Raw genomic sequence first — 26,413 nt, 5'->3', positions numbered from 1 at the left:
AAATGCAGTAGTAAATTATTTATTTATAACAAAAGGTTATAGAACTTAATACTCCATAAACTGACTTAACATCTGTATTCTGTCCCAACCGGGCCGCAGGGAAAGGGTTGCACAGCACAGGCTGCAAGTGGTACTGATGATACGCGCTAAAAATCCTAAAAAAGGACGCGACACAATTTCATACCGTTCACCCGTTTTTCATTCACATTTTGAATGGGACGGCTCGTTAAGGAAGTTCGTTATTATGAAAATTTTTAAACTCAGCCTGGCATGGCAGATTTTGCTGGCCCTTGTGCTGGGCATCCTGCTGGGAAGTTATCTGCATTACCATAGCGACAGCCGCGAATGGCTCATCGCCAACCTTCTTTCTCCAGCGGGTGATATCTTTATTCACCTCATCAAAATGATAGTCGTCCCTATTGTTATTTCCACTTTAATTGTGGGAATTGCAGGTGTGGGTGATGCAAAACAGCTTGGCCGTATCGGCGCAAAGACGATTCTCTATTTCGAAGTAATCACCACTATCGCCATTGTTATTGGTATTACGCTGGCGAACGTGTTTCAGCCGGGCGCGGGTATTGATATGGCGCAACTGGCCACGGTAGATATTTCAAAATATCAGAGCACGACGGCGGAAGTACAAAGTCATGCGCATGGTTTGATGGGGACGATCCTGTCGCTGGTGCCGACCAACATTATCGCCTCAATGGCGAAGGGCGACATGCTGGCGATTATCTTCTTCTCTGTGCTGTTTGGCCTGGGGCTTTCTTCACTGCCTGCCACACACCGTGAACCGCTGGTTACCGTATTTCGTTCGATTTCAGAAACCATGTTTAAAGTAACCCATATGGTGATGCGTTATGCGCCGGTCGGGGTATTCGCGCTCATTTCGGTGACGGTGGCTAACTTTGGTTTCGCCTCGCTGTGGCCGCTGGCGAAGCTGGTGATTCTGGTGCATTTTGCCATCATCTTTTTTGCGCTGGTGGTTCTCGGCGCAGTCGCCCGGGTGTGTAAACTCAGTATCTGGACGCTGATCCGTATCCTGAAAGATGAACTGATTCTGGCGTATTCAACCGCCAGTTCTGAGAGCGTTCTGCCGCGCATTATTGAGAAGATGGAAGCGTACGGTGCGCCAGCGTCTATTACCAGTTTCGTAGTGCCGACCGGCTATTCCTTTAACCTCGACGGTTCAACCCTCTATCAGAGTATCGCTGCCATCTTTATTGCGCAGCTTTACGGTATCGATCTCTCCCTCGGCCAGGAAATTATCCTTGTGCTGACGCTGATGGTCACGTCGAAAGGTATTGCTGGCGTGCCGGGCGTTTCTTTTGTGGTGCTGTTAGCCACGCTTGGCAGCGTCGGTATTCCGCTGGAAGGTCTTGCCTTTATTGCAGGCGTTGACCGTATTCTTGATATGGCCCGTACCGCGCTTAACGTGGTAGGTAACGCGCTGGCGGTGCTGGTTATCGCCAAGTGGGAACATCAATTTGACCGTAAAAAAGCGTTGGCCTACGAGCGCGACATGCTGGGCAAATTTGATAAGACTGCCGATCAATAAGATAGGGGTGCATTAAGACCTCTGCTCCAGACAAGAACAGGCGGGTTTCCCCGCCTGTTGAGTTTAACCAGCCGTACAGGCCAGTTTCGCCGCCACCTCCCGATGCTCATTCTTTATTGTTAACTCGCAAAGCCTGCCGCGATTAATAAAGGTAAAGATCACTATGGTCAGACACACCACAACTAAAATGGCTAACACATATTTAAATGGCGTCATGCCTTTTACTCCTTGCAAACCTAAGGGTAAGAGGCTAATCTCAACTTGCTTGGAGTTGAGGGATAGCCTCGGGTTAATGGAAACATTGCCCGGGGCTTTCTGCTTTCTGTCCCTCAATCATGCTTAAGACAGAAAGCCTTAAGCACCCGTGGAGTATCATATTCTTTTTAATCAGGAATTAAAGAAAAAGCGTAATGTAATTTTACGCAGGAAATTACATTAATTTCTGAAGCAGGTTCACATATATATTATTTATGTGATGAATGGCTTTGGCGGAATTTAGTAAAAATACAAATAGAAGGGGTGCATTAAGACCTCTGCTCCAGACAAGAACAGGCGGGTTTCCCCGCCTGTTGAGTTTAACCAGCCGTACAGGCCAGTTTCGCCGCCACCTCCTGATGCTCGCTCTTTATTGTAAACTCGCAAAGCCTGCCGCGATTAATAAAGGTAAAGATCACTATGGTCAGACACACCACAACTAAAATGGCTAACACATATTTCAATGGCGTCATGCCTTTTACTCCTTGCAAACCTAAGGGTAAGAGGCTAATCTCAACTTGTCGTGGTTGAGGGATAGCCTCGGGTTAATGGAAACATTGCCCGGGGCTTTCTGCTTTCTGTTCCTCAATCATGCTTAAGACAGAAAGCCTTAAGCACCCGCGAAATATCATATTCTTTTTAATCAGGAATTAAAGAAAAAGTGCAATGTAATTTCTTTTGAATGATTGCATTTATCTGGAATAAGCTTCGCATAATCTATTTACTAATAAATATCACAAATAAAAAAGCGGCGAATATTATCGCCGCTTTTTTATTAATACCTGTTAGCTAAAGCATTAGCCCATTGCACTCTCGCGCAAACTGGCTTTCAGTTTATTGTACTCATCAATCACATACTGCTCGGCGGCGCGCTGATCGGCAATGCGCTCCACGTTAACCGCGCAGTACTTATACTCCGGCGTTTTGGTAATCGGACTGAGATTCTCGGTCACCAGCTCGTTACAGGCGCCAATCCACCACTGGTAGGTCATATAAATCGCACCTTTATTAGGACGATCGCTAACCTGAGCGCGGGTGATAATTCGGCCCTTACGTGAGTTAACCCATACCAGCGCTTCATCCTCAATGCCCAGGCGCGCTGCGTCGGCAGTGTTGATTTGTGCATAGCCCGGCTCGTCAGCCAGCGCGGCCAGTGCCGCACAGTTGCCAGTCATTGAACGACAGGAGTAGTGGCCCACTTCACGCACGGTGGAAAGCACCATCGGATACTCGTCGGTGAGTTTGTCGATCGGCGCGACCCAGTCGCAGGTGAAGAATTGTGCCAGGCCATTCGGGGTGTCGAACTTCTCTTTGAAGAGGTAAGACGTTCCCTGGTCGGCATCCGACGTGTCACGGCACGGCCACTGGATATAACCCAGTTCACCCATCTTCTCGTACGTCGCTCCGTAAAAATCCGGACACAAGCTGCGCAACTCATCCCAGATTTCCTGGGTGTTGTTGTAGTGCATCGGATAGCCCATCCGGGTGGCGATTTCACTGATAATCTGCCAGTCGGTTTTCAGATCCCACTTCGGCTCAACGGCTTTAAAGAAACGCTGGAAGCCACGGTCAGCGGCAGAGAAGACGCCTTCATGCTCGCCCCATGACGTAGACGGTAAAATAACGTCTGCGGCAGCGGCGGTTTTGGTCATGAAGATATCCTGCACAATGACCAGTTCCAGATCTTCAAAGCCCTTACGCACGGCGGAGAGTTCCGCATCGGTCTGGAGCGGATCTTCACCCATGATGTACGCGGCGCGCACTTCACCATGCGCTGCACGGTGAGGCAGTTCGCTGATGCGATAGCCGGTATGTGCCGGCAGGCTTTCCACGCCCCAGGCTTTGGCGAATTTCTCGCGGTTTTCCGGGAACTTCACGTACTGATAGCCCGGATAGGTATCCGGCAGCGCGCCCATATCACATGCGCCCTGCACGTTGTTCTGGCCGCGAACCGGGTTGACCCCCGCGCTTGGCTTGCCGAGGTTACCGGTCAGCATCGCGAGACTGGTCAGCGAACGCACGGTTTCCACGCCCTGATAGAACTGGGTCACGCCCATACCCCAAAGGATAGCGGCGGATTTCGCGCCGGCGTACAGACGAGCGCATTTGCGAATGTCATCAGCGCTGATGCCGGTGATGTCCTCAACGGACTCCGGCGTATAGCCTTCAACAATCTTGCGGTACTCTGCAAAACCTTCGGTACGATGGGTGACAAACGCCTGGTCGTACAGGTTCTCTTCAATAATGACATGACCAATCGCATTCAACAGAGCGATATTGGAGCCGTTTTTCAATGCGAGATGCATGTCAGCAATGCGCGCGGTTTCAATTTTGCGCGGATCGCAGACGATAATTTTTGCCCCATTGCGTTTGGCGTTAATCACATGATTCGCCACGATGGGGTGGGAGTCTGCCGGGTTGTACCCAAAGACGAACACTAAGTCCGTATTATCAATTTCATTGATGGCATTACTCATTGCGCCGTTACCGACCGACTGGTGCAGACCTGCAACCGATGGGCCGTGTCAGACGCGAGCGCAGCAGTCGACGTTGTTAGTACCAATCGCCGCGCGCGCAAATTTTTGCATTACATAGTTGGTTTCATTACCTGTTCCGCGTGAGGAGCCGGTGGTCTGAATGGCATCCGGGCCGTATTTCGCCTTGATGGCGCTCAGACGGTCAGCCACGTAATTCAGCGCTTCATCCCAGGAGACGGATTCCAGCTTGCCGCCACGCTGGCGACGGATCATAGGGGTTTTCAGGCGCGGGGTCAGGATCTGGGTATCGTTAATAAAATCCCATCCATAGTAGCCTTTCAGACACAGAGTTCCTTGGTTGGTTTTCCCCTGTGCCGCCTCTGCCCGGACGATTTTGCCGTTATCGACCACCAGATTGATTTTGCAACCTGATGCACAATACGGGCAAACCGTGACGACTTTTTTCATCGGTCTTGCTCCAGTTAATCAAATCGCGCTAACGCGCTTGTCACCCCCATTATGCATCTTTTATGCCATATTTTTACTGGGGGTATTCACCGATATTACGCCTGGAATTTGTTCAAAATGCTGACGAAAAACAGGATGTCGTCATATTTGACGTGTCGAAAAGCTGACTGTGTGACGGGAGATATACCAAAATCGCTGCGCAGACTGACACTACGCCAGCCTGCTATAAATATGCGCCGGAGAAGGTGTCAGCCCGTTACCCGAACGCAGCGGCGGGTTGTGCTAAATAGCGACTACGGGCCAGCGTTGCGGCTCCCTGCGCGCCATTGAAGGAGGAAGATGAAGCCGTAATGAAGCGTACCGCCTGGTAGGGTAGCGGTCGACGAAGATGGGTGCTAATTAGCGCGATCAGCGTTTCACGCGGAAAAGCAGACATATCCATGACGCCGCCGCCGAGGATCACCGCATCCGGATCGAACAGGTTGATGCTGGTGGCAATAGCGCGGGCGGCATGCTGAAGGAAGTGCTGAACAAACGGCTCTTCAGCGGCGTGGAAAAACAACTCGCCGAGTTCGTAGCCACGCGGTTGCTGCGCATACCAGCGCTGAAGCGCTACCCCGGAGCAGACCGTTTCCAGACAGCCCGGATTACCACAGCCGCAGCGCAGGGACATATCACCCTGTGGAATATGTCCCAGTTCCCCCGCAACGCCGTGCGCCCCGGTCCAGGGCGCGCCATTCAGCCAGATGGCAAATCCCATCCCGGTCCCTAAATAAGCGGCCAGTACCTGCCGATCCCGGAGGTCATTCTCCTGCACGTCGAATGACAACTGAAGATTCACATCGCGGGCAAACGTCACCGGATTGCCCAGATCCTGCTCCAGCCGATCGGCAAGAAGATGCAGCTCGTCCATCTTCAGCGGCAGATTGGGCGTGGAGATAATCGTGCGCTCGTCTTTACCGACCAGCGCAGGAAACCCCATCACCAGGCCATGACAGCGAGCAGAAAAGGTCTGTAGCTGCGCCTGAATCAGCGAGACGATCCCTGCCTGAACGCCAGCGGCAATCACTTCCGCCGTGCGGCGTTTCTCGCAGTGCAGTACCGTACCATCCTCATTTTGCAGGCAAAACCGGATATGGGTTGCTCCCATGTCGACGCCTGCGACAACGTTATGCTCTTCTCGCATGAGGGAGAACCTCGTTTTTCGCCGCCAGAATATGTTCGGCCATTACTGCCCAGGCATCATTAATTTGCTCAGCGTGATTAAACAGCCCTGACGTACCGACAATAAAGACATCGGCACCTGCCGCCATTAGCTGCTGATATGTGCCCTGGTTACAGGAGCCGTCGACTTCAATCTCATAATGCAGACCTTCACGCTCGCGCCAGGCTTTCAGCTCGCTGATTTTCGCCAGCATTTCCGGGATAAACGGCTGACCGGCAAAACCGGGATCGACCGTCATCACGGTGATCTTGTCGGCCTTATGGATGTAATACTTCATGGCTTCTACCGGCGTTTCCGGGTTGAGGATCAGGCCAACTTTCATATTGTGGCGGCGGATCTCCTCGATCAAACGGAAAGCCTGACCATTGATGGTCTCCGGATGCAGGGTAATAAAATCCGCGCCGGCACGCGCCAGCTGGCCGATATAATCCTGCGGACGGGTCACCATCAGGTGACAATCCAGCGGTTTGCTGGCGAGCTTTTTCACCTGGCTGACGAAAAACGGCGACAGCGTCAGGTTGGGGACGAAGTGACCATCCATAATATCGATATGGAAGTAGTCTGCGTGCTGGTCGATAAATTCAATCTGCTCCTGAAACTTCAGCAGATCCATACACATTAAAGAGGGGGAAATTTTCATCATTAACTCCTGGATACGACGCGTTTATTTGCTAATCAGTCTGTCAAGCGCCACGGCGGCAATGATCAGCCCGCCCATCACGACCAACTGGTAATACGTTTGTACTTGTAGAATATTCAGCCCGTTATTGATGGTGCCAATGATCAGCCCACCAATGACCACCGAGAAGATACGGCCCTTACCGCCAAAGAAGCTGGTGCCGCCAATAATGGCGCTGGCGATGGCGTAAGTTTCAAAACCCATCCCGGCCAGCGGCTCTGCGGCGCCCAGTCGCGCGGTGGAGACCACGCCCGCGAGACCCGCGCAGATACCGGAGATAATAAACACCACCAGAATGTGAAACTTCACATCAATACCGGAGTAGAACGCTGAGTTTTTATTGCCGCCGAGAGCGTAAATATTGCGTCCCAGCCGCATACGCGTGGTGAGGAACCATAAAATGAGCGCGATAATCAGCGAGAAAATCACCGGCACCGGTATCCCCACTACGCTTGCGGCAAAGAAGTTAACGAAATCAAACGAGAAGCCATAAACCGAGTTGGCATCGGAGATCACCAGCGTCACGCCGCGGAAAATGGCGTTCGTGCCGAGGGTGATAATAAACGGGTGCAGGCCGGTCCAGTTCACCAGACAACCGTTAATCGCCCCCAGCGCGCCACCGACCAGCACGCCGCCAATCAGCGCCGCGAGGAAGGGATCAACGCCAGCGAGCATCAGTTTGGCCGTCACCATGCCGGAAAGCGCCAGAATCGCGCCAACCGAGAGGTCGATACCGGCGACCAGAATGGCGAAAAACTCGCCCATGCCAATCAGCACCGTCACCGAGCTTTGCACGAAAATTTGCGTAATGTTATTTGCGGTCAGGAAGTATTCCGACGACAGCGTGCCGAAAATCGCCACGATAATCGCGAGGATGAAAAAGGTGCCGTACTTGTCCCAGAACAGCGCGAAGTTAAACGGCTTTTTGCCGTCCACGTCGCCTTTTACTCGTGTGGTAATGCCCATGCCATAATCTCCTCTTCGCTCATATCATCGCGATTGGTCAGGATTTGCGTCAGTCGCCCTTCGCAGAACACCGCGATGCGGTCGCAAACGGCGATGATTTCCGGAAGTTCAGATGACACCATCAGGATGACTTTTCCCTCGTCAGCCAGCTGGCGCATCACTTTATAAATTTCCGCTTTGGCACCGACGTCGATACCGCGCGTCGGCTCATCAAAAATAAGGACTTCCGGATTGCAGCTTAACCATTTAGAAATCAGCACTTTTTGCTGATTGCCGCCGGAAAGTTCGGTGATGTTCTGATCGACGGAATGGCATTTCAGCGCCAGCAGATTGCGCTGCGTCTCGGCGGTTTTATACTCATCCGCCTCGCGAAACAGGCCCATCGCGCCTTTATAACCGCCGTTCTTCAGGCTGCGACTTATCGCCATGTTCTGCGCAATAGAGAAGTTGGGGAAAAAGCCGTTATCACGACGGCTTTCGGTGATATAGCCCATCCCCTTTTTCAACGCGTCGAGCGGGGAGCGGGGGGAAATGGTTTGCCCGTTCAGGCGAATTTCACCGCTGCTGCGTTTATCCACGCCGAATAAGCAGTCCATCAGTTCAGTGCGTCCGGAGCCGACCAGCCCGGCAAAACCGAGGATCTCGCCGCGGTTGACGCTAAAGGAGATATCGCGCACCTTTTTCTTATCCCGGCTGGTAACGTTTTTTACTTCAAAAACGGTATCGCGCTTGACGTTGCCGGTATTTTCTTTCATCACGTTAAAACGGTTTTGCAGTTCGCGACCGACCATCAGACGCACGATATCGTCATTGGTAACGTCGCTGACTCTGCCGCTGCATACGCTGCTGCCGTCCTTCATTACCGTGTAGCGATCGCAGATACGGCGGATTTCCGCCAACTTATGTGAGATATAAACAATCGCCGTGCCTTCTTTACGCAGCTGATTCATGATTAAAAAGAGGTAATCCACTTCCTTATTAGTCAGCGATGACGTGGGTTCGTCCATAATGATGACTTTTGCGTCCAGCATTAACGTCTTGGCAATTTCCAGCATTTGCTTATGGCTGATAGATAAATTTGCCACTTTTTCATCAAGATCCACTTTCAGACCAATGCGCAGTAACATCATTGCCGCGCGCAAACGCATCTCTTTCCAGTCAATAACATTAATGCCGCAGATTTTCTTCGTCAGATGGCGACCAATATAAAGATTCTCCAGCACCGTTAATTCATCAATAACGCTGAGTTCCTGATAAATGATACCGATGCCAAGCTGGGCCGCCAGTTTATGATCGAGTTTGTCGTAATTAACGTTATTAACCGTAATGACACCTTTGGTCGGGTCGTGTATTCCCGACAGAACTTTCATTAACGTCGATTTACCCGCGCCATTTTCACCTAACAGGGCATGGATCTCATGCGTATAGATCGTTAAATCAACCGATTTTAAGGCGTGAACCGGACCAAAAGATTTGCCGATCCCCGCCATGGAAATATATGGCGTGACCATAAGTCGCCTCTACACAATATTTGCAAAAATCCCCGGGCCAGAGAAATATCACCTTCCGGCCCGGCTACGGACCTACTTTGTGACCAGAATAGAATCGACAGTCTTCATTTCCGGTGATTTATCCAGCGGGATCACTTTGCCGGTTTTGGCCGCATCAACCATCAGCTTCAGGCCGGTAGCACCGATGTCCGCCGGATTCTGTGCGACTGTCGCGGTCATCTGGCCACCATCGACCATCTTACGGGCTTCCGGGATACCATCGGTGCCAACCACCAGTACCTTACCGGCCTTGCCTGCGTTGGCAACGGCCTGCGCCACGCCCATTGCCATCGTGTCATTTGCGCAGTAAAACGCTTTCAGATTTGGATTCCGCTGCAAAACGTTGGTAGCGACGTCAAGTGCTTTGATGCGGTCCCAGTCAGCAGGCTGGCTGGCGACCAGTTTGATCTGGCTGGCTTTTTTAAACGTGTCTGTTGCGCCGTTACGGCGGGCTTCTCCGGAGGCGTTTCCGGCTTTGCCTTCAATAATCGCTACTTCACCGCCTTCAGCGCCCAGTTTACTGATAATAAATTCTGCGCCCTTTGCACCTACCGCAACGTTATCGGTGGTAACAAATCCTTCGACATTCCCACCTGCTTTTTTCAGGTTATCCATATCGATTTTTTCGTCGAGATTCACCAGGTAGATCCCTTTTTTCCACGCGCGGGCTACCGGCATCACCAGGTTAACAGAAGAGAGAGGAGCAAACGCAATGCCCTTATAATTCTTGTTGCTCAGATCTTCAAATAACTGTAATTGAGACTGGAAATCACCTTCCGATGGTGAGGCAAAAATATCAACGCTAACCCCAAGCGTTTTAGCTTCATCTTCAATTCCCTTTTTCATATCTACCCAGAATGGATTAGATAATGTTTTTAATACCACAGCGTATTCGGCAGCCGCAAACGCACTGGTGGATAACATCAGGCCCACAGCAGCACCGCTGAATAATTTCAGATATTTATTCATAACAATGATCTCAATGGTAGGGTAAACAGGAGTCCATCCTGCAGATGGACTCTATTTTATTTCAGCGCGCCTGGTGAAAAGTAATCAACAATTGCGCCGGTTTTTTTCATATTTAACGTTGCCTGTTCAATGTTTTGTTGCGCTACAGAAACAAAGAATGCATCTAATAAGGTTAACTGTAATATCCTCGCCGAAGCGTTACGCCCTAATAACGGCGTCTCTGGCGCAGGCGAGCAAATAATAAAATCTGCCAGTTTTGCAATCGGCGAGTGATAGCTGTGGGTGATACAAATGATTTTCGCGCCATTCTTCTTCGCCAGCTCAGTGGCCGATTTTAAATCGCTGGTCCGCCCGGAGTGGGACACCACCAGTACCACGTCACCTTCCTTCAGCAGCGAGGCCGACATCATCATAATGTGGGCATCCTGATAAGACTGGCAGCGCACGCCGATGCGTAAGAATTTATGCTGAATATCGGCGCAGATGGCGTTCGAGCCACCCACGCCATACAGATCGCGCTGTTTTGCCTGATAGAAAAAACGCGCCGCCCGGTGGATCTCGTCCACATTGACGATCGACTGCCCTTCCATAATCGTGCGCAGGGTAATGTTAAAGACTTTATTGACCACATCCAGCGGGGCTTCATCAAAGGCAAGTTCAGCGGGCAGGACCTGCTCAGACTGAGAGAAATAGTCCACCAGCGCGCTGCGCAGATTACGAAAGCCGCTAAAACCCAGCAGTTTTGAGACTTTTACGATCATCGCTTCCGAGACCATCAGCGCTTCTGCCACGTCTTTTATCGCTGGCGCATCGCTCAGGTTACCCGGCGACAGCAACCAGTCCACAATCCGGCTTTCATTTCCGGTCATGCCTTCCTGCTTCATTCGCAGATAAGGGGCGAGGCCGATGCCATTGGGAAACCCTTGATCAAATTCTGTCTGACTCATTGCTCTGTGTGTCCTTGAAATGAAGACATCACTATATCACCACAGCAGAAACAATAAATATGTCGGTGACTTCACAAAAATAGTAAATTCATAAAGTTTTATTAATTGTGAAGTTTTCGGTGAGGGCTGTAAGCTTTATTTTTATTTTAATTGTTTATAATTCATATATTTATTTATAATCAAGATTTAACTGGATGCGCCTTCATTCCCTGTGTATCTCATAGTCAGCGCTTGATTTGTGAAATTATGCCGTGTAGAACAGGCGCTGGTCCCGGTGTTTTTGGGGATTTTTTCAACAATGTACCGGTCTTAAATCACAAACTACACCGGGCCAGTAAAGTTTGGCGTAAAGCGAGGCAAAGATGAAAAAAGTGGCGTTAGGTTGCGATCATGTCGGGTTTATCCTTAAACAGGATTTGCTGGCGCATCTTCACAGCAAAGGCATTGAGGTTATTGACAAAGGCACATGGTCTGCGGAGCGCACCGATTATCCGCGCTATGCCAGCGCCGTGGCGGAAGCGGTTATACAGGGCGAGGCAGACGGTGGGGTGCTCATTTGCGGTACGGGCGTGGGGATATCGATTACCGCGAATAAGTATCCCGGTATTCGGGCGGTGGTGTGTAGCGAACCGTATTCCGCGCAGCTTTCCCGCCAGCATAATGATACTAACGTGCTGGCGTTTGGCTCACGGGTGGTGGGGCTGGAACTGGCGAAGATGATTGTTGATGCCTGGCTGGCGGCGGAATTTGAAGGGGGCCGACATCAGGCGCGGGTGCAGGCGATTTCAGAGATCGAACAGCGACGCGAATAGCACCGCCACTACTTCGTGCCACCCGTTTCAATACAGGTGGTACGAGGGAGCGCCATCAGTCGGCCGCCGCTCGTGAGGATCAGATCGATGCCCAGCGGCACTGACGAAGGGCGATCCATCAACTCATGCAGTAAGCACGTCGGCAGTTTTGGCGCGACCATTCGCTCCTCCGCAATTCCACTTCCGGTCAGACGCAGCATATGTCCACCGCTGAGGCTGGCAACATCTAAAATCAGCATAGCATTGCCGCCAAAGCGCAAATTCTGCTGTATGGCGTGATGGCTGGCAGTGGCGGGTAGCCAGACGGGAGTATCGCTACCGGCAAGCGCCATCAGTCGATTTACCGTGGCCAGATCGAGCGGATGGTCCAGAGAAATAATCACGCCCGGCTCGCTCAGGGCTTTCATTAAGCGACGGGAGCCCGGCGGGGTGAACTGCGCGGGTAGGGTAAACGCGGTCTGTAGGGTCATACATTATCTCCGCCAGCCAGAGTCAAAAGTCATTCCGGCTGGCTGGCGATTTTACGGCACGGTGACGAAAGCAATTAAATGTCGCCTGTGAAGAGGCGCATTCATCGTGACGGTTTAAGATGACAGTTTCGTTACGGCGGCATGAACAGGAGGTGAAGCGTGGGGGGACCGGCGGACAGGTGATGCCCGCCCTGAAGATCAGTTCTTTTTCACAAACTCGGATTTCAGCTTCATCGGGCCAAAACCGTCGATTTTACAATCAATGTTGTGATCGCCTTCAACCAGGCGGATATTTTTAACTTTGGTGCCGATTTTCAGCATGGAAGAGCTGCCTTTCACTTTCAGATCTTTTACCACCGTCACGCTATCACCGTCCGCCAGCAGATTGCCATTGGCGTCTTTGACGATCAGCTGGTCGTGATCCTGTGCAGGCTCGGCGTCGTTCCATTCATGGGCGCATTCCGGGCAGATGAACATACCGTTATCTTCATAGGTGTATTCGGAATTACATTGTGGGCAATGGGGAAGTTGCATGTTGTGATCCTCATAAGTGCTTGCAAAACTGGCAGTTAGCCAGAAAAACCCGGCATTTCGCTGGAAAAGGCGGCGATTATACCCTAAATTCCATACTTTTGTTGCTGCTATTGTTGGATCTTTGTCCGAAGCACTTCCGGGAGTACGCGTCTCTGGCGCTGCAAAGAATTTTTATAGCGGGAAATTGCTACCCTCCACTATTTCGGATATGGTGAAGCTACGCATTTCCCCTTAATAAGAGTGCGATTTCTTGCCAACCACCACTGCATTTGCATGTGGGCAGCCCTCCACATTGTGGTCAGATATACGAAGATATGTCTGGGTGATTATTAAAAATGAGCTACGCTGAACATTTTCCTGCTTTCCTGGGAGTATGCTATGTATTGCTCGTTTAGTATCAAAAAAATATATTAATTCAGGCCAGCGAGTAATATGGCTTTAAAACTATTTGCCATAAGAAATTAAAGATAACAAAAATTGGTAATAAAAAGTCTGGAAAATAAAACCAATAAAATTTGCGTTAAGGGAAGACTTTAACCATGTACACACAGACAATCTATGAATTAAGTCAGGAAGCTGAACGCCTGTTGCAGCTTGCGCAGCATCATTTACAGGCCATAAAAATACCGCTTCCCGAGAATCTGGATGGCGCGCCTACTATTAATGGTAGTCAACATCAGCACCATTTTAGTGCGCGAGGGGTCGAAACTCAGCAAGCCACATTAAATAATGAATTACGTAAAATTACCCGTCTGGAAATGGTATTGGCTATTGTTGGTACAATGAAAGCAGGTAAATCCACTACGATCAATGCCATTGTCGGTACAGAGGTTTTACCCAATCGTAATCGTCCCATGACGGCGTTACCCACGCTTATTCGCCATACATCGGGTCAGAAAGAGCCTATTCTGCATTTTTCCCATGTTGCGCCTATTGAAAAACTCATGCATGTCCTGCAAAACAGCCTCATGATGGTCGATCGAGAGACGCTGGCGCAACATCTTGAAATCGATAAAGATATGGAGCTATTGCTGGAAAGCATTGTGAATGGGGTGGCTTTTGAAAAGCATTATCTGGGTGCCGAACCTATTTTTCGCTGCCTGAAAAGCCTCAACGATCTGGTCCGGTTGTCACGGGCGCTGAATGTCGATTTTCCCTTCCCGGATTATGCGGTAATTGAACACATTCCGGTCATCGAAGTCGAATTTATTCACTTATCTGGTATGGATACCCATCCGGGTCAGCTGACCTTACTGGATACGCCGGGGCCAAATGAAGCGGGGCAGCCGCATCTGCAAAACATGCTTAACGAACAGCTGGCGCGCGCTTCGGCAGTGCTGGCGGTCATGGATTATACGCAACTCAAATCCATCTCCGATCATGAAGTGCGTCAGGCTATCTCCGCCGTTGGCAAGACGGTGCCGCTCTACGCGCTGGTGAATAAGTTCGATCAGAAAGACCGTAATAGCGATGACGCTGAGCAGGTGCGCGCGTTAATCTCCGGTACGCTGATGAAAGGTCTTATTTCACCGGAGCAGATTTTCCCGGTGTCTTCCATGTGGGGCTACCTGGCCAACCGCGCGCGTTATCAACTGGCGACATTTGGTCAACTGCCTAATCCAGAAGAGCAACCCTGGGTACAGGATTTTGCCGAGGCGGCGCTCGGGCGCCGCTGGCGTACTGCCGATCTGGATGATATTGAGCACATCCGCCATGCCGCCGATCTACTCTGGGAAGACTCGCTTTTCGAGCTGCCGATCGTCAAACTGCTGCATGCCGCGCACGCCAACGCCTCTCTCTATGCCCTACGCTCAGCCTCGCACAAGTTACTGAACTACGCACAAAGCGCGCGAGAATATCTTGAATTCCGTCATCAGGGACTGACCGTCACCTTTGAAGAGTTGCAGCGGAGCATTGCCCTGCTTGAAGAAGACATGGCGCAACTGCGGATCCAGCAGGAAAGCGTGCGGGATGAAATCGATCATGAAGTTGAGCAGTTGCTCGCCATGGTGGCCGATTTTGCTGGCAGGCAGCAGCGTGAGACCCGGCGTGAAATAGAAGACGGTTTCCGGCCTATGCGTTTGCTTAGCCTGATGGGGCCCAGTCATGGCGATTTCCGTCAGGATAATGAGACCGGACACAAGCAACTGGTGCTGAGTAACGAAGGGCAGGCGCAGATTATGCTGAGTAAAGTTCGGATGGCCTGTGAAACCACGCTGACGGCGGCCCAGGAAACGGCGTCACGCGAGTTAACCTCACGTTTTAGCCAGTTAGAATCCACCCTGACGCGCACGCTCAATGATACGCTGCGGCCCATCGAACAACGGGTAAAACAAGAGCTCAGCCAGTCCGGTTTTGGCGTGCGAATCGGTCTGCCTGCATTTCAGACGAATAGTGTGAGTTTTCATGCGCCACAATTATTTAATGACATCATTGTGGCCGAAAAGGACGACGCTGATGCGCCGACGCGGACGTCTGGCATGCGCGAAGCGGTATCACGCTGGTTAAATAATCCCAACTGGGGCTGGGATGATTATGTGATCTCCACCACGCGCTATGTCATTGACCTGACCGCGCTGGAGGAAAAAATTATTTGCCACGTTGATGATTTTTATACGCAGCTCATCACCACCGTTGCCGCGCAGGTTGAGTTTTCAGTCTCGTCGGGAATGAATGCTTTTTTCAATGAGTTTTCACAAACGCTGAGTGGATTACAAAAAAGTTTGCAGGACAGCCTAGCTTTACGTCAGCAGCGTGAATCGACGGTCAAAGCATTGCGGCAGCAACTGCAACACAGTTTGACCACCGTGCGCTGGATCCAGGAGGACGCGCGTTTACTGCGCGATGATATTCAAACTCTTTTTGCGGCTGAAAACTCATGAATACGCCCTTGCTGGATGGGCCTGCGCGCCCGCTTGAATCTGTTCACGCAAAGTTTATCGTCGAACTGGTGTTGGGGATCAATAACCCCCGGCAGACGGCAATTACCCCTCAGCAGCTACGTTTTCGCGAACGTTTGATGAATGACATCATGGCGCAGGCACAGCTCCGATCCTGGTCAATGGTAGATGCGCTCAGTGAACATCCGGCGATGCGGGTGGGGCTGGCGGATAAACTGGCCAGCACGCTGGATCCTGGCTATCTGGCGTTAACCAAAATGGGCCACCATCTGCATATCCTGCAACAGAAGGGCAATGAGACGCCCGGCGTGCTGCAACTCTATGCCACTACGGGAGAGCGATTTCTCCGCCGTGCCGAACATAAACAACGTGCCTTATCCCGGCGCGGTCTGATGGTGCAGGCTGGCGAACATAGCGAGCAGGTTTTTACCCGCTGGCATGCCGGAAGCTACAGCGGCTGGTCGCTGGCGGGCCGCTGTTTCATCGCGCTGGAAGAACTGCGCTGGGGAGCGTTCGGCGATGCCTGTCGCCTGGCAACCGGGGAAGCAAAGGCGCTGCTGATGGATAACTTACGCGCGACGGCCACTGAGTATCTGGCGCAAAGCATTAACGCTGCGCCAGCCACCCGTCATTTTTATCATCAATGGCTGAGCACGCCGATGGCTCCCGCACCGATGGATCATAAAGAGATGTTGTGCTGGCTTGGCAGCGCGTGCGACAGCGAGCGCCAACCGGTGAGCTGGTCGGTGACGCAGACCTGGCAGACCATCGCGCTGGGCATGCCACGGTTATGTTCAGCCATGCGCCTGGCCGAAGCGATGGTCGATGAAATTTTTCAGGAGGAGAATACGTTCACCCTGGCGTAAGGCCGCTTCTTCTTTTTTTGCAGCACGATAAACCCCGTTAACGTACCTGGCTGAATTTCGTGAAGTTGATCACGTTTTTAAACGCTGGTAGGGTAATGCATTATTCATGGCATGAATGTTTTAGTTGTGCAGGCTTTAGCCAGCCAGCATAAGTAAACCTGCTACGCTTGAAGTGTGGATTGACGATCATGAAGTTCCGCTCGCGAACAACCGCCGTCGTCAAAGGTTGACGATGCGTTTGCGTTGGTCATTCAGGGCGAAAGTTAACGAGGATAACTATGCTTAAAAGGAAAAAAGTAAAGCCAATCACCCTGCGCGATGTCACCATCATTGATGATGCCAAACTGCGTAAAGCGATTACCGCGGCATCGCTCGGTAACGCGATGGAGTGGTTTGATTTTGGTGTTTATGGTTTTGTCGCTTATGCGTTGGGTAAAGTCTTTTTCCCTGATGCCAACCCCAGCGTGCAGATGATCGCTGCGCTCGGGACCTTCTCCGTTCCGTTCCTGATTCGCCCGTTAGGCGGCCTGTTCTTCGGGATGCTTGGCGATAAATACGGTCGGCAGAAGATACTGTCTATCACCATTATTATCATGTCGGTCAGTACCTTCTGTATCGGCCTGATCCCTTCCTATGAATCGATTGGCATCTGGGCTCCGATCTTACTGTTGCTGTGTAAGATGGCGCAGGGATTCTCGGTCGGTGGTGAATACACCGGTGCATCCATCTTTGTGGCCGAATACTCTCCCGACCGTAAACGTGGGTTTATGGGAAGCTGGCTGGACTTCGGTTCCATTGCCGGATTTGTGCTCGGGGCAGGGGTCGTTGTCCTGCTGTCGGCAATTGTCGGTGAAGTCAACTTCCTTGACTGGGGCTGGCGTATTCCGTTCTTCCTGGCACTGCCGCTGGGCCTGATTGGTCTCTATCTGCGTCATGCGCTGGAAGAGACACCGGCATTCCAGCAACATGTCGATAAGCTTGAGCAGGGCGATCGTCAGGGACTCCAGGAAGGTCCGAAAGTATCCTTTAAGGAAATCGCTACCAAACACTGGCGCAGCCTGCTGACCTGTATTGGTCTGGTCATCGCGACCAACGTGACCTATTACATGCTGCTTACCTACATGCCGAGCTACCTGTCGCATAACCTGCACTATTCGGAAGATCATGGGGTGCTGATTATCATCGCTATCATGATCGGCATGCTGTTTGTTCAGCCCATTATGGGACTGCTGAGTGACCGTTTTGGCCGTCGTCCTTTCGTGCTGTTGGGGAGTATCGCGCTGTTTGCCCTGGCAATCCCGGCGTTCATCCTGATCAACAGTGATGTCCTCGGCTTGATCTTTGCCGGTCTGCTGATCCTGGCGGTAGTGCTGAACTGCTTCACCGGGGTGATGGCCTCCACGCTGCCGGCGATGTTCCCGACGCACCTGCGTTACAGTGCGCTTGCCAGCTCGTTTAACATCTCGATCCTGATTGCCGGTCTGACGCCGACGCTGGCCGCCTGGCTGGTGGAAAGCACGCAGAACCTGATGATGCCGGCGTATTATCTGATGGTCGTTGCGGCGATTGGTTTGATTACCGGCCTGACGATGAAGGAAACCGCGAATCTGCCGCTGAAAGGCGCCACCCCTGCGGCATCTGACCTCCAGGAAGCGAAGGAAATTCTTCAGGAGCATCACGACAATATCGAGCAGAAAATCGAAGATATTGACAAAGAGATTGCCGATCTTCAGGAAAAACGTTCGCGTCTGGTGCAGCAGCATCCGGTGATTAACGACTAAGCTGATTCGTACAGTCGTTGTTTGCCAGAAGGAAACCCATTCCGGTTGAGTGATTTGAACTGTCTTCAGACAGCGCAAATCACCAGCCGGAATGGGCGAAATTAAGAAGGTTGGCAATTTATTTCGCTCCTTGCGCAGAAAAAAATGTGGCCGCTAATTAAATAAATGTTGGTGATCTATCTAATTTGTAATGCAGCTGTTTAAATAAATCTTTGCGTCCTGAAAGATGATGTTAATCTAATAAAATAATCTTCATTGTAAAGCACTTCTGATTGAATTGTGGCTATGTCGGGCGTTTAATAAAATCATCATGGAACAGCAGAAATGACAGGGAATGAGCGTTCTTGTTTATCTGAGAATAGTCGGCGAGAAGCAGGGTGATATTTCTTCAGGGTGTGGGACATATGAATCGGTTGGCAACCGCTGGCAGGTCGGCCATGAAGATGAAATTTTTGTTTTTGCATTAAGCAATAGACTTACCAGTACCGGTAAAGGTGTTAATCTCCAGGGGCTTACGTTTTGCAAGCTCATCGATAAAAGCTCTCCGCTGCTCTGCAACGCCATAAACCAGAATGAGCGGTTATTCATTGAAATTTATTTTTATCGGATAAATAAAACCGGACACCGGGAACGCTATTATTATATTCAGCTCAGGAATGCTTCATTAACCGCTGTTCATGTAAGCATTTCTCATAATAACCTTGATACCGAATATATCACCGTCGACTATGACTACATATTATGTAAACATCTGATAGCCAGTACGGAATTTGACTGGCTGGCTTTTCCTGCTGGCTACAATAGCCTGTTCATTCCCCCTCAAAGCCCACCCGCCAGCAATCGTAAACCTGAACCGCTACCGGTTGTTAACCTGCCACCCCCTGCGCCACAGGTTACCCCGGTCTACGCCAAATCCTGTCTGAAGGAGAAAGGGTGCACGGACGCCGGAACGGCAGAAGAACCCGCTGAAAACTTCGGGCAGGTGGCCATTTTTGCCCAGCCGGTGGTTGATGATTGCTGCGGATATCGTCATCCACATGACGCAGAAAACGCGTCTTTTCCTCTGGTATCAGGCGGGCCTCTTGCTACCCGGGGCTGGGGCGAATGGTCGCTTAGTGGCGTATTAGGGGTGGCAAGATACGTACCGTATATCGGCGCGCTGGCATCTGCCCTGTATATTCCCTCTGCAGGCGAGGGCAGCGCCCGCGTCCCCGGACGTGATGAGTTCTGGTATGAGGAAGAGCTGCGCCAGAAAGCGCTGGCAGGCAGTACTGCCACCACCCGGGTGCGTTTTTTCTGGGGAACCGATATTCACGGCAGGCCGCAGGTGTATGGCGTGCACACGGGGGAAGGTACGCCGTATGAAAACGTCCGCGTGGCGAACATGCTGTGGAACGAGGACACGCAGCGTTACGAATTCACCCCCGCCCATGATGTCGACGGACCCCTAATCACCTGGACGCCGGAAAACCCGGAACATGGCAATGTTCCCGGCCATACCGGTAACGACACACCCCCGCTGGATCAGCCCACCATTCTGGTGACGCCGATCCCGGACGGCACAGATACCTGGACCACGCCGCCATTCCCGGTTCCCGACGTAAAAGATTTTAACGATTATATTCTGGTCTTTCCGGCGGGCTCCGGCATTAAGCCGATCTATGTTTACCTGAAAGAAGATCCGCGAAAGCTGCCCGGCGTTGTGACAGGAAATGGCGTCCCGCTTTCACCAGGGAAATACTGGCTGGATATGTCAGTGACCAATAACGGCGACGGCGCACCCATCCCGGCGCATATCGCTGATAAATTACGCGGGCGGGAGTTTAAAAATTTTGATAAATTCCGGGAGGCGCTGTGGCTGGAGATAAGCAAGGATCCGGAGTTGATGGCGCAGTTTAAAGAAAGAAATAAAGATGCTCTCAATCAAACTCATGCACCTTATACTTCTAAGGAAGGCTATTATTATGGTCCAAAAAGAATAATTAATAAATTTCAGATACACCACCGGATTGCGATTGAGAATGGCGGAGAAGTTTACAATATTGATAATTTGAGAATCGTTACGCCTCGACTACATGACGAGATTCACTACAGGAGATAAAAGCATGTTTTCTTTCAAAGAAAAATTTGAAGATTATACTGAAGAAGAATTTATGGAGCTTCTTGGAGAGTTGATGAGTTCAACAAGAAAAAATAAATCCTTAAAAGGAAAGCAACTAGAGGACTATGTTGATGCTATTGTAGAACATTTTATTAAAATCACAGAGCATCCGGCAGAAGGAGACCTGCTATTTTATCCAGAAAAACCGGGCGATGACTCATCTGAAAATGTTGTAAGAATCGTCAAGGAATGGCGGCGTTCGCAGGGGCTGCCTTTGTTTAAAGGCTCTAAGTGAAGCAGGTAATAAAATCATATATGGAACATCATCGTGTCTGGCTAACGCGATGATGTTAACAACATGAAATAATACTGCGGTGGGTCTTAAAGAAAAAGGTTCAAAAAATACTGAAATCTAATTACATCATTTTATCAATGTCCCGCTTTCACCGCACACTCGCTGGCTGGATATGTCAGTGACCAATAACGGCGACGGCGCACCTATCCCGGCGCATATTGCTGATAAATTACGCGGACGGGAGTTTAAGACCTTTGATGATTTCCGGGAAGCGCTGTGGCTGGAGATAAGCAAGGATCCGGAGTTGATGGCGCAGTTTAATGAGGATAATCAGGACAAACTAAGTCGGGGCCGTGCTCCTTTTTCTTTTAAAAGTGGGCACTATATTGGACCCAAAGAAATAGTTAAAAGATTTCAGATACACCATGCTACTGCAATTGAGCATGGTGGTAGTGTTTATGTTATTGATAACTTGAGGATTGTAACACCTCTGCTACATGATGAAATTCACTACAGGAGATAACTATGATTAGCTTTAGAGAGAAAATTGAGGATTATACAGAGGAGGATTTTCTTGAGTTACTGGGCGAGTTTAGAAATTCTACGAGACAAGATAAATCATTAAATGATGATGAAGTAGAAGATTATATTGACCGTCTGACCGATCATTTTATGGCGATCACTGCACACCCTGCTGGTAGCGATCTTATCTTCTATCCTGAATCACCAGAAGCGCGTGAGCCTGAAAACATCCTGAAAATCGTTAAAGAGTGGCGACGCTCACAGGGCCTCCCCTTGTTTAAGGATTCTAAATAAAAAAGGCAATAAATAATTTGTTAACATCATCGTGTGTGGCTGGCTAACGCGATGATGTTAACAACATGAAATAATACTGCGGTGGGTCTTAAAGAAAAAGGTCAAAAAATACTGAAATCTAATTACATCATTTTGTCAATGTCCCGCTTTCACCGCACACTGGCTGGCTGGATATGTCGGTGACCAATAACGGCGACGGCGCGCCCATCCCGGCGCATATTGCTGATAAATTACGCGGACGGGAGTTTAAAAATTTTGATAAATTCCGGGAGGCGCTGTGGCTGGAGGTGAGTCAGGATCCTGAGCTTAGGGAGCAGTTTATAAAAAGTAATCAAAATATTATCAGTAAAGGGTACACCCCATATGTTCCCGAAGAAGGTTATTATCACGGTCCTAATGAGATAGTAAAAAAATTCCAGATACATCATTTGGTCAAGATAGGGCAAGGAGGGGAAGTGTATGATATTGATAATTTGAGGGTTGTTACACCACGACTACACGATGAAATCCACTACAGGAGATAACTATATGATTAGCTTTAAAAAAAATATTGAGGATATTACAGAGGAGGAATTTTTTGAGCTTCTCGAGCAAATAATAAATGTAACGAGTAAAGATAAAACGTTAAAAGGAAAAGAATTAGAAAGGTATGTTGATGATATGGTGGATTATTTTATCAAAATAACCGAGCATCCAGCAAAGGGAGATCTAATTTTTTATCCAGAAAAACGGGGTGATGATGAACCTGAAAATATCCTGAAAATCGTCAAAGAATGGCGACGCTCTCAGGGATTACCTTTATTTAAAGATTCAAAGTGATCTCCAAAGCGCCTTGTTGCCAGTAAAAATAGGTAATATTAACGGATTGTTTTTTTATCATGCTTAGGCTCAAGGTCGCTGGCAAACGTTATACCGCAGAACAATGCCTGGCGGCGCTTCGCTTGCACAGGCCTACGGATGAGTAATAACGTTTTGATCGCGGATGGCGAATGATATGTTGATATTGATCCGTTTCCCAGTCCGGGTAAGGCGAAGCCCCCGCCTGGCAAAACAGTGCACAATAGCTACACCATGTCTGTCATTAACCGCTGATGCCCGGCGCGCCGGGCATCTCCTTAACGCTCGCGAAACGCTTCTGCTCTGGCGCGCAGGATTGGTTTCATCAGGTAAGCAAGGATGGTTTTCTTGCCGGTGATGATATCCACCGAGGCGACCATGCCGGGGATAATTAACAGCGGTTTGCTGTCGCTGCCGAGATGGTTTTTATCGGTGCGCAGCCGGATCACATAGTAACTTTTACCGTCTTTGTCGGTCACCGTATCCGGGCTGATCTGCTCAAGTTTGCCTTCCAGACCGCCATAAATGGTGTAGTCGTAAGCGGTAAATTTGACGATCGCCCGCTGACCCGGATGCAGAAAGGCAATATCCTGCGGGCGGATTTTGGTTTCAATCAGCAGCGTGTCATCCAGCGGCACAATCTCCACCAGGTCGTTGCCCGGCTGGATGACGCCGCCGATAGTATTCACTAACAGCTGCTGCACGATACCTCTTACAGGCGAGGTGACCAGCGTACGGTTAACCCGATCTTCAATCGCTTTGCCCGATGCTTCTGTCTTACTCAGATCGGTACGCGCTTCATTCAGTTGTGAAAGGGCATCGCTGCGATAGCGCCCCTGGGTTTCGGCAATTTTGCTCTGTATTTCCTTAATCGCCGCTTCTGCGCCGGGGATGGAGAGGGTGACGGAATCCAGCTGGCCGCGCGTGTCCACTTCAGAGCGCTGGAGCCTCAACACTTCTACTTTGGAAATCGCACCTTTCGCCACCAGCGGTACGGACATGGAGATTTCCTGCTGGAGCAGGCGCAGGCTGCTGCGGAACTGCGCCTGTTTCGCCTGATAGTCGAGCAAATCCTGCTTTTTCTGTACCAGTTGCTCGTTTAGCCCGGCAATTTCGTCCTGAATGCGTTTATTAACGCTGTTAAAGAGGTCGATTTCCCCCTGAGCGATGTCCGGTGCTTGTTTGACGATCTCCGGATTAAGCGTCAGCGTTTGCTGGCCGTTTAACTGTGCGTTAAGACGCTGAATACGTGCCTGCAACGACAGCCGGTCAGCTTCCGTTTCTCCGGCGTTGGATTTGAATCGGGTATCGTCCAGGCGCAGCAGCGGCGCGCCTGCCTGCACCACCTCCCCTTCGTGGACAAACACCTGCGCCACAATTCCACCTTCCAGGTTTTGCACCTTTTGCAGCCGGGAGGAGGGGATCGCGCGTCCTTCGCCGCGCGTGACTTCATCAATACTGGCAAGCGAGGCCCAGATAATCAGCGCCAGAAAAAAGGCAAAAATTGCCCATAGCGTAATACGCACCACGCGAGGCGAGTCATCCAGCAGCGCCTTATTCACCTCGCTGGTGGAGAACTGATTCGCTTTTTTAGCGCCGGAGAGCCAGTTCAGCAGACGGTTAGCGGTTCGCATGGATCTGTCCTTTTTTCAGCGCGCTCATTACGCTCTCTTTCGGTCCGTCGGCAATAATTTTACCGTTATCGAGAATAATCAGCCGATCGACCAGCGACAGCAGGGAGGCGCGATGCGTGACCAGCAGCAGCGTTTTTTGGCCGATTGCCGTCGTAAGCGCTTTCTTAATCAGATCTTCGCTGGTGTTGTCCATTGAACTGGTCGGTTCATCCATCAACAGCACGGGGGGATCGAGCAGCAGCGAGCGCGCAAGGGTTACCGCCTGGCGCTGACCGCCGGAAAGAGTCATCCCGCGCTCGCCCACCTGCATACTGTAACCAGACGGGTGACGGCGGGCGAACTCGTGGACGCCGCTGATTTGCGCCGCGCGCAGCATGGTTTCTTCATCGACATAGCTCGCACCGAATAACAGATTATCGCGCAACGTGCCGCTGAACAGATGTACATCCTGCGGCGCATAGCCGATGTTGTTTCGCAGATCGTGCACGTCAATTTGCCGGGCATCAATGCCGTCAATCAGCACGCTGCCCGCCTCCGGCTGGTAAAAACCGAGCAGCAGCTTTGCCAGCGAGCTTTTTCCCGATCCGCTGCGCCCGATAATCCCCACTTTTTCACCGGGCGCGATACTCAGTGACACATTGACCAGCGCGGCATTCTGGTTATCGGGATAGCTGAACGTGACGTCGCGCAGTTCAATCGCGCCGGAGAGCGTTTCACGTTTTAACGGCACCTCAACCTGCTCGCTTTCCTGTTCCAGGGACATCATGCGGTCAATGGTTGTTTTAGTCATACTGGCGCGCTGGTAGCGTGTCACCAGGCTGCAAAGGTGGCTGACCGGGATCATCGCGCGGCGGGTCAACAAATAGCAGGCAATCAGCCCGCCCATGCTCAGATTGCCACTGATAATGATATAGACCCCGGCCACCACGATTGACACGCCGCAGATCTGCTGCAGCCAGGTGGTAAAATTCACCGCCACATAAGAGAGGGACTTCACCCGCATCTCCAGCTTGCTGAGCTGGCCGATAATCTGCTCCCACTGGTACTGGCGGTCACTCTGGGCGTTATTGATCTTAATGGCATCCAGACCGCCCAGCGTTTCAATCAGCATCGCCTGGCGCTCATTGGCGAGCTTATAGGTTTTTTCGATAGTGGAAAGCAGCGGACGCTGAATAGCCCAGTTCACCAGCAGCGCGACGGGATACGCCAGCAGCGGAATAAATACCAGCGGGCCGCCAATGAGACCAATTACCAGCAGGATCAGCAGGGTAAAAGGCAGGTCAATCAGCGCGGTCAGCGTCAGCGATGAGAGAAAATCACGCAGCGACTGGAATTCCTGAAAATTCTGCGCGAAGCTGCCGACGCGTTTGGGGCGCGTCTTTATTTTCATTCCCAGAAGACGTTCAAACAGCGCGGCGGAAACAATCAAATCGGTCTTTTTGCCTGCCAGATCGAGGCAGATACTGCGTAAGATCTTGAGAATAAAATCAAACACAAACGCAATCGTGATACCGATTGCCAGCACCCACAGCGTAGCCGTGGCCTGATTGGGCACCACGCGATCGTAGACATTCATTACGAACAGCGGCGTCGACAGGGCGATAATATTAATAATAAAGCTGGCGACGACCGCATCCACATACAGAAAGCGGGAGAGCGATAACGTATCCCGGAACCAGTTCCTGGTGCGCGGGATCGTCGCGGTCGGCTGGGTATCATATTCATGCTCCGGCTGAATGAAAATCACCTTGCCTGCATAGTACTCCTCAAGCGTTTCGCGCGGCACGCGGATTTCGCCGCCTTCGGTTTCACTCGGCAGCAGACGCGCCTGTCCCTCCTCATCCCACCCGAGCAGTACGGCGGCGCGCTCGTGAGTTAACAGCACAATGGCCGGTAGCGAAAGCGCGGTTATCTTATCGAGCGAACGCTGGATCGCTCTGGCTTTCAGCCCGGCGCGCTGCGCCGCGCGGGGAAAGGTGCTGAGCGTCAGCGAGTGCGCCGACAGCGGCAGCCCGGCGCTGAGCATGGTGCGTGTTGCGATAATACCGTGCAGTTTACACATCACCATTAAACAATCTAACAGCGGATCATCATGATGCTGTCGCGGGTCATTTTTAAACGCGTTATCGACAGGAGATTCTGAGAGATCCTGGATATCGGGGTAAGCAGCCATAACCTGACCTTTATTACCGTTGGTGGATCCAACGCAGGCATAAGTAAAAACGGGTTATTTCCGCAGCCAGTACGTGAAATAACCCATCAGATCTTTTTAA

General features: G+C 50.9%; 23 protein-coding genes and 1 pseudogene. 11 read left to right on the top strand and 13 right to left on the bottom strand.

The annotated features are described in order from the left end of the window. The first annotated feature begins 244 nt into the window (after nt 1-244). Nucleotides 245-1,558: a glutamate/aspartate:proton symporter GltP gene (gene gltP / locus P0H77_RS21000; protein WP_276159106.1), complete on the top strand. Its 1,314-nt coding sequence runs from the start codon at nt 245-247 to the stop codon at nt 1,556-1,558. Nucleotides 1,559-1,621: 63 nt separating this feature from the next. Here gltP and P0H77_RS20995 read toward each other — a convergent pair whose 3' ends face one another. The 9 genes from P0H77_RS20995 to alsR all read right to left on the bottom strand — a co-directional run bounded on the left by P0H77_RS20995 (nt 1,622) and on the right by alsR (nt 11,094). Further along, complete coding sequence (locus P0H77_RS20995) at nt 1,622-1,774, bottom strand: Hok/Gef family protein (protein WP_276159105.1); 153 nt, start codon at nt 1,772-1,774, stop codon at nt 1,622-1,624. Between the two features lie 359 nt (nt 1,775-2,133). Beyond that, nucleotides 2,134-2,286, bottom strand: a complete 153-nt coding sequence (locus P0H77_RS20990; RefSeq protein ID WP_276159104.1) for a Hok/Gef family protein — start codon at nt 2,284-2,286, stop codon at nt 2,134-2,136. Nucleotides 2,287-2,610: 324 nt separating this feature from the next. Further along, nucleotides 2,611-4,758 carry a formate dehydrogenase subunit alpha gene (gene fdhF, locus P0H77_RS20985; protein ID WP_276159103.1) on the bottom strand — a complete coding sequence of 716 codons (2,148 nt, stop codon included), beginning with the start codon at nt 4,756-4,758 and terminating at the stop codon, nt 2,611-2,613. A gap of 256 nt (nt 4,759-5,014) precedes the next feature. Beyond that, nucleotides 5,015-5,944, bottom strand: coding sequence for an allose kinase (alsK, locus tag P0H77_RS20980; protein WP_276159102.1), 930 nt, complete (start codon nt 5,942-5,944; stop codon nt 5,015-5,017). Beyond that, entirely contained in the window at nt 5,928-6,623 is a 696-nt protein-coding gene (gene alsE / locus P0H77_RS20975) for a D-allulose 6-phosphate 3-epimerase (protein WP_276165190.1), read from the bottom strand. The genes alsK and alsE overlap by 17 nt, the downstream gene beginning before the upstream one ends. Nucleotides 6,624-6,647: 24 nt before the next feature. Then, nucleotides 6,648-7,628 (bottom strand): D-allose ABC transporter permease, encoded by a 981-nt coding sequence (alsC, locus tag P0H77_RS20970; RefSeq protein WP_276159101.1) that lies wholly within the window; start codon nt 7,626-7,628, stop codon nt 6,648-6,650. Then, nucleotides 7,607-9,139 (bottom strand): D-allose ABC transporter ATP-binding protein AlsA, encoded by a 1,533-nt coding sequence (gene alsA / locus P0H77_RS20965; protein ID WP_276159100.1) that lies wholly within the window; start codon nt 9,137-9,139, stop codon nt 7,607-7,609. Before alsA ends, alsC begins: the two co-directional genes overlap by 22 nt. Before the next feature lie 72 nt (nt 9,140-9,211). Continuing rightward, nucleotides 9,212-10,147 (bottom strand): D-allose transporter substrate-binding protein, encoded by a 936-nt coding sequence (alsB, locus tag P0H77_RS20960; protein WP_276159099.1) that lies wholly within the window; start codon nt 10,145-10,147, stop codon nt 9,212-9,214. 56 nt (nt 10,148-10,203) lie between these two features. Then, entirely contained in the window at nt 10,204-11,094 is an 891-nt protein-coding gene (alsR, locus tag P0H77_RS20955) for a D-allose utilization transcriptional regulator AlsR (RefSeq protein ID WP_276159098.1), read from the bottom strand. 362 nt (nt 11,095-11,456) lie between these two features. On the opposite strand from alsR, the gene rpiB reads away from it, so the two are divergent. Next, nucleotides 11,457-11,906 carry a bifunctional allose-6-phosphate isomerase/ribose-5-phosphate isomerase RpiB gene (gene rpiB / locus P0H77_RS20950; RefSeq protein WP_276159097.1) on the top strand — a complete coding sequence of 150 codons (450 nt, stop codon included), beginning with the start codon at nt 11,457-11,459 and terminating at the stop codon, nt 11,904-11,906. An 8-nt stretch (nt 11,907-11,914) separates the two neighbouring features. Here rpiB and P0H77_RS20945 read toward each other — a convergent pair whose 3' ends face one another. Both P0H77_RS20945 and P0H77_RS20940 read right to left on the bottom strand, forming a co-directional pair. Continuing rightward, nucleotides 11,915-12,376, bottom strand: a complete 462-nt coding sequence (locus P0H77_RS20945) for a phosphonate C-P lyase system protein PhnH (RefSeq protein WP_276159096.1) — start codon at nt 12,374-12,376, stop codon at nt 11,915-11,917. A 198-nt stretch (nt 12,377-12,574) separates the two neighbouring features. Continuing rightward, a complete protein-coding gene (locus P0H77_RS20940; protein ID WP_176918794.1) occupies nt 12,575-12,910 on the bottom strand; it encodes a zinc ribbon domain-containing protein YjdM in 336 nt (111 codons plus the stop codon). A gap of 539 nt (nt 12,911-13,449) precedes the next feature. Between P0H77_RS20940 and crfC the strand changes: the two genes are divergently transcribed. From crfC to P0H77_RS20895, 9 genes and pseudogenes are all read left to right on the top strand, one after another. Then, nucleotides 13,450-15,792 carry a clamp-binding protein CrfC gene (gene crfC, locus P0H77_RS20935; protein ID WP_276159095.1) on the top strand — a complete coding sequence of 781 codons (2,343 nt, stop codon included), beginning with the start codon at nt 13,450-13,452 and terminating at the stop codon, nt 15,790-15,792. Then, the gene (locus P0H77_RS20930; RefSeq protein WP_276159094.1) at nt 15,789-16,676 is read left to right on the top strand and encodes a diguanylate cyclase regulator RdcB family protein; all 888 of its coding nucleotides are present in this window, start codon (nt 15,789-15,791) and stop codon (nt 16,674-16,676) included. The genes crfC and P0H77_RS20930 overlap by 4 nt, the downstream gene beginning before the upstream one ends. A 278-nt stretch (nt 16,677-16,954) precedes the next feature. Then, complete coding sequence (gene proP / locus P0H77_RS20925) at nt 16,955-18,457, top strand: glycine betaine/L-proline transporter ProP (RefSeq protein ID WP_276159093.1); 1,503 nt, start codon at nt 16,955-16,957, stop codon at nt 18,455-18,457. A gap of 334 nt (nt 18,458-18,791) precedes the next feature. Beyond that, nucleotides 18,792-20,558, top strand: a complete 1,767-nt coding sequence (tssD, locus tag P0H77_RS20920) for a type VI secretion system tube protein TssD (RefSeq protein WP_276159092.1) — start codon at nt 18,792-18,794, stop codon at nt 20,556-20,558. A 4-nt stretch (nt 20,559-20,562) separates the two neighbouring features. Further along, entirely contained in the window at nt 20,563-20,853 is a 291-nt protein-coding gene (locus tag P0H77_RS20915; protein WP_276159091.1) for a bacteriocin immunity protein, read from the top strand. Between the two features lie 178 nt (nt 20,854-21,031). Next, nucleotides 21,032-21,376 carry an HNH endonuclease signature motif containing protein gene (locus P0H77_RS20910; protein WP_276159090.1) on the top strand — a complete coding sequence of 115 codons (345 nt, stop codon included), beginning with the start codon at nt 21,032-21,034 and terminating at the stop codon, nt 21,374-21,376. Nucleotides 21,377-21,378: 2 nt separating this feature from the next. Further along, nucleotides 21,379-21,669, top strand: coding sequence for a bacteriocin immunity protein (locus P0H77_RS20905; RefSeq protein WP_276159089.1), 291 nt, complete (start codon nt 21,379-21,381; stop codon nt 21,667-21,669). Nucleotides 21,670-21,809: 140 nt separating this feature from the next. After that, nucleotides 21,810-22,193, top strand: a pseudogene (locus tag P0H77_RS20900) (HNH endonuclease); the annotation flags it as partial. Nucleotides 22,194-22,197: 4 nt separating this feature from the next. Next, entirely contained in the window at nt 22,198-22,488 is a 291-nt protein-coding gene (locus P0H77_RS20895; protein WP_276159088.1) for a bacteriocin immunity protein, read from the top strand. A gap of 296 nt (nt 22,489-22,784) precedes the next feature. Here P0H77_RS20895 and P0H77_RS20890 read toward each other — a convergent pair whose 3' ends face one another. Both P0H77_RS20890 and P0H77_RS20885 read right to left on the bottom strand, forming a co-directional pair. Further along, nucleotides 22,785-24,140, bottom strand: coding sequence for an HlyD family type I secretion periplasmic adaptor subunit (locus P0H77_RS20890; RefSeq protein ID WP_276159087.1), 1,356 nt, complete (start codon nt 24,138-24,140; stop codon nt 22,785-22,787). Beyond that, nucleotides 24,127-26,313 (bottom strand): type I secretion system permease/ATPase, encoded by a 2,187-nt coding sequence (locus P0H77_RS20885; RefSeq protein WP_276159086.1) that lies wholly within the window; start codon nt 26,311-26,313, stop codon nt 24,127-24,129. Before P0H77_RS20885 ends, P0H77_RS20890 begins: the two co-directional genes overlap by 14 nt. Between the last annotated feature and the right edge of the window lie 100 nt (nt 26,314-26,413).

Origin of the sequence: Superficieibacter sp. HKU1, from assembly GCF_029319185.1 — a bacterium.
In the GTDB taxonomy this organism is placed as follows: Bacteria; Pseudomonadota; Gammaproteobacteria; order Enterobacterales; family Enterobacteriaceae; genus Superficieibacter.
The sequence above is the reverse complement of the archived record's forward strand: the minus strand, read 5'-3'. Positions and strand labels throughout refer to the sequence as shown.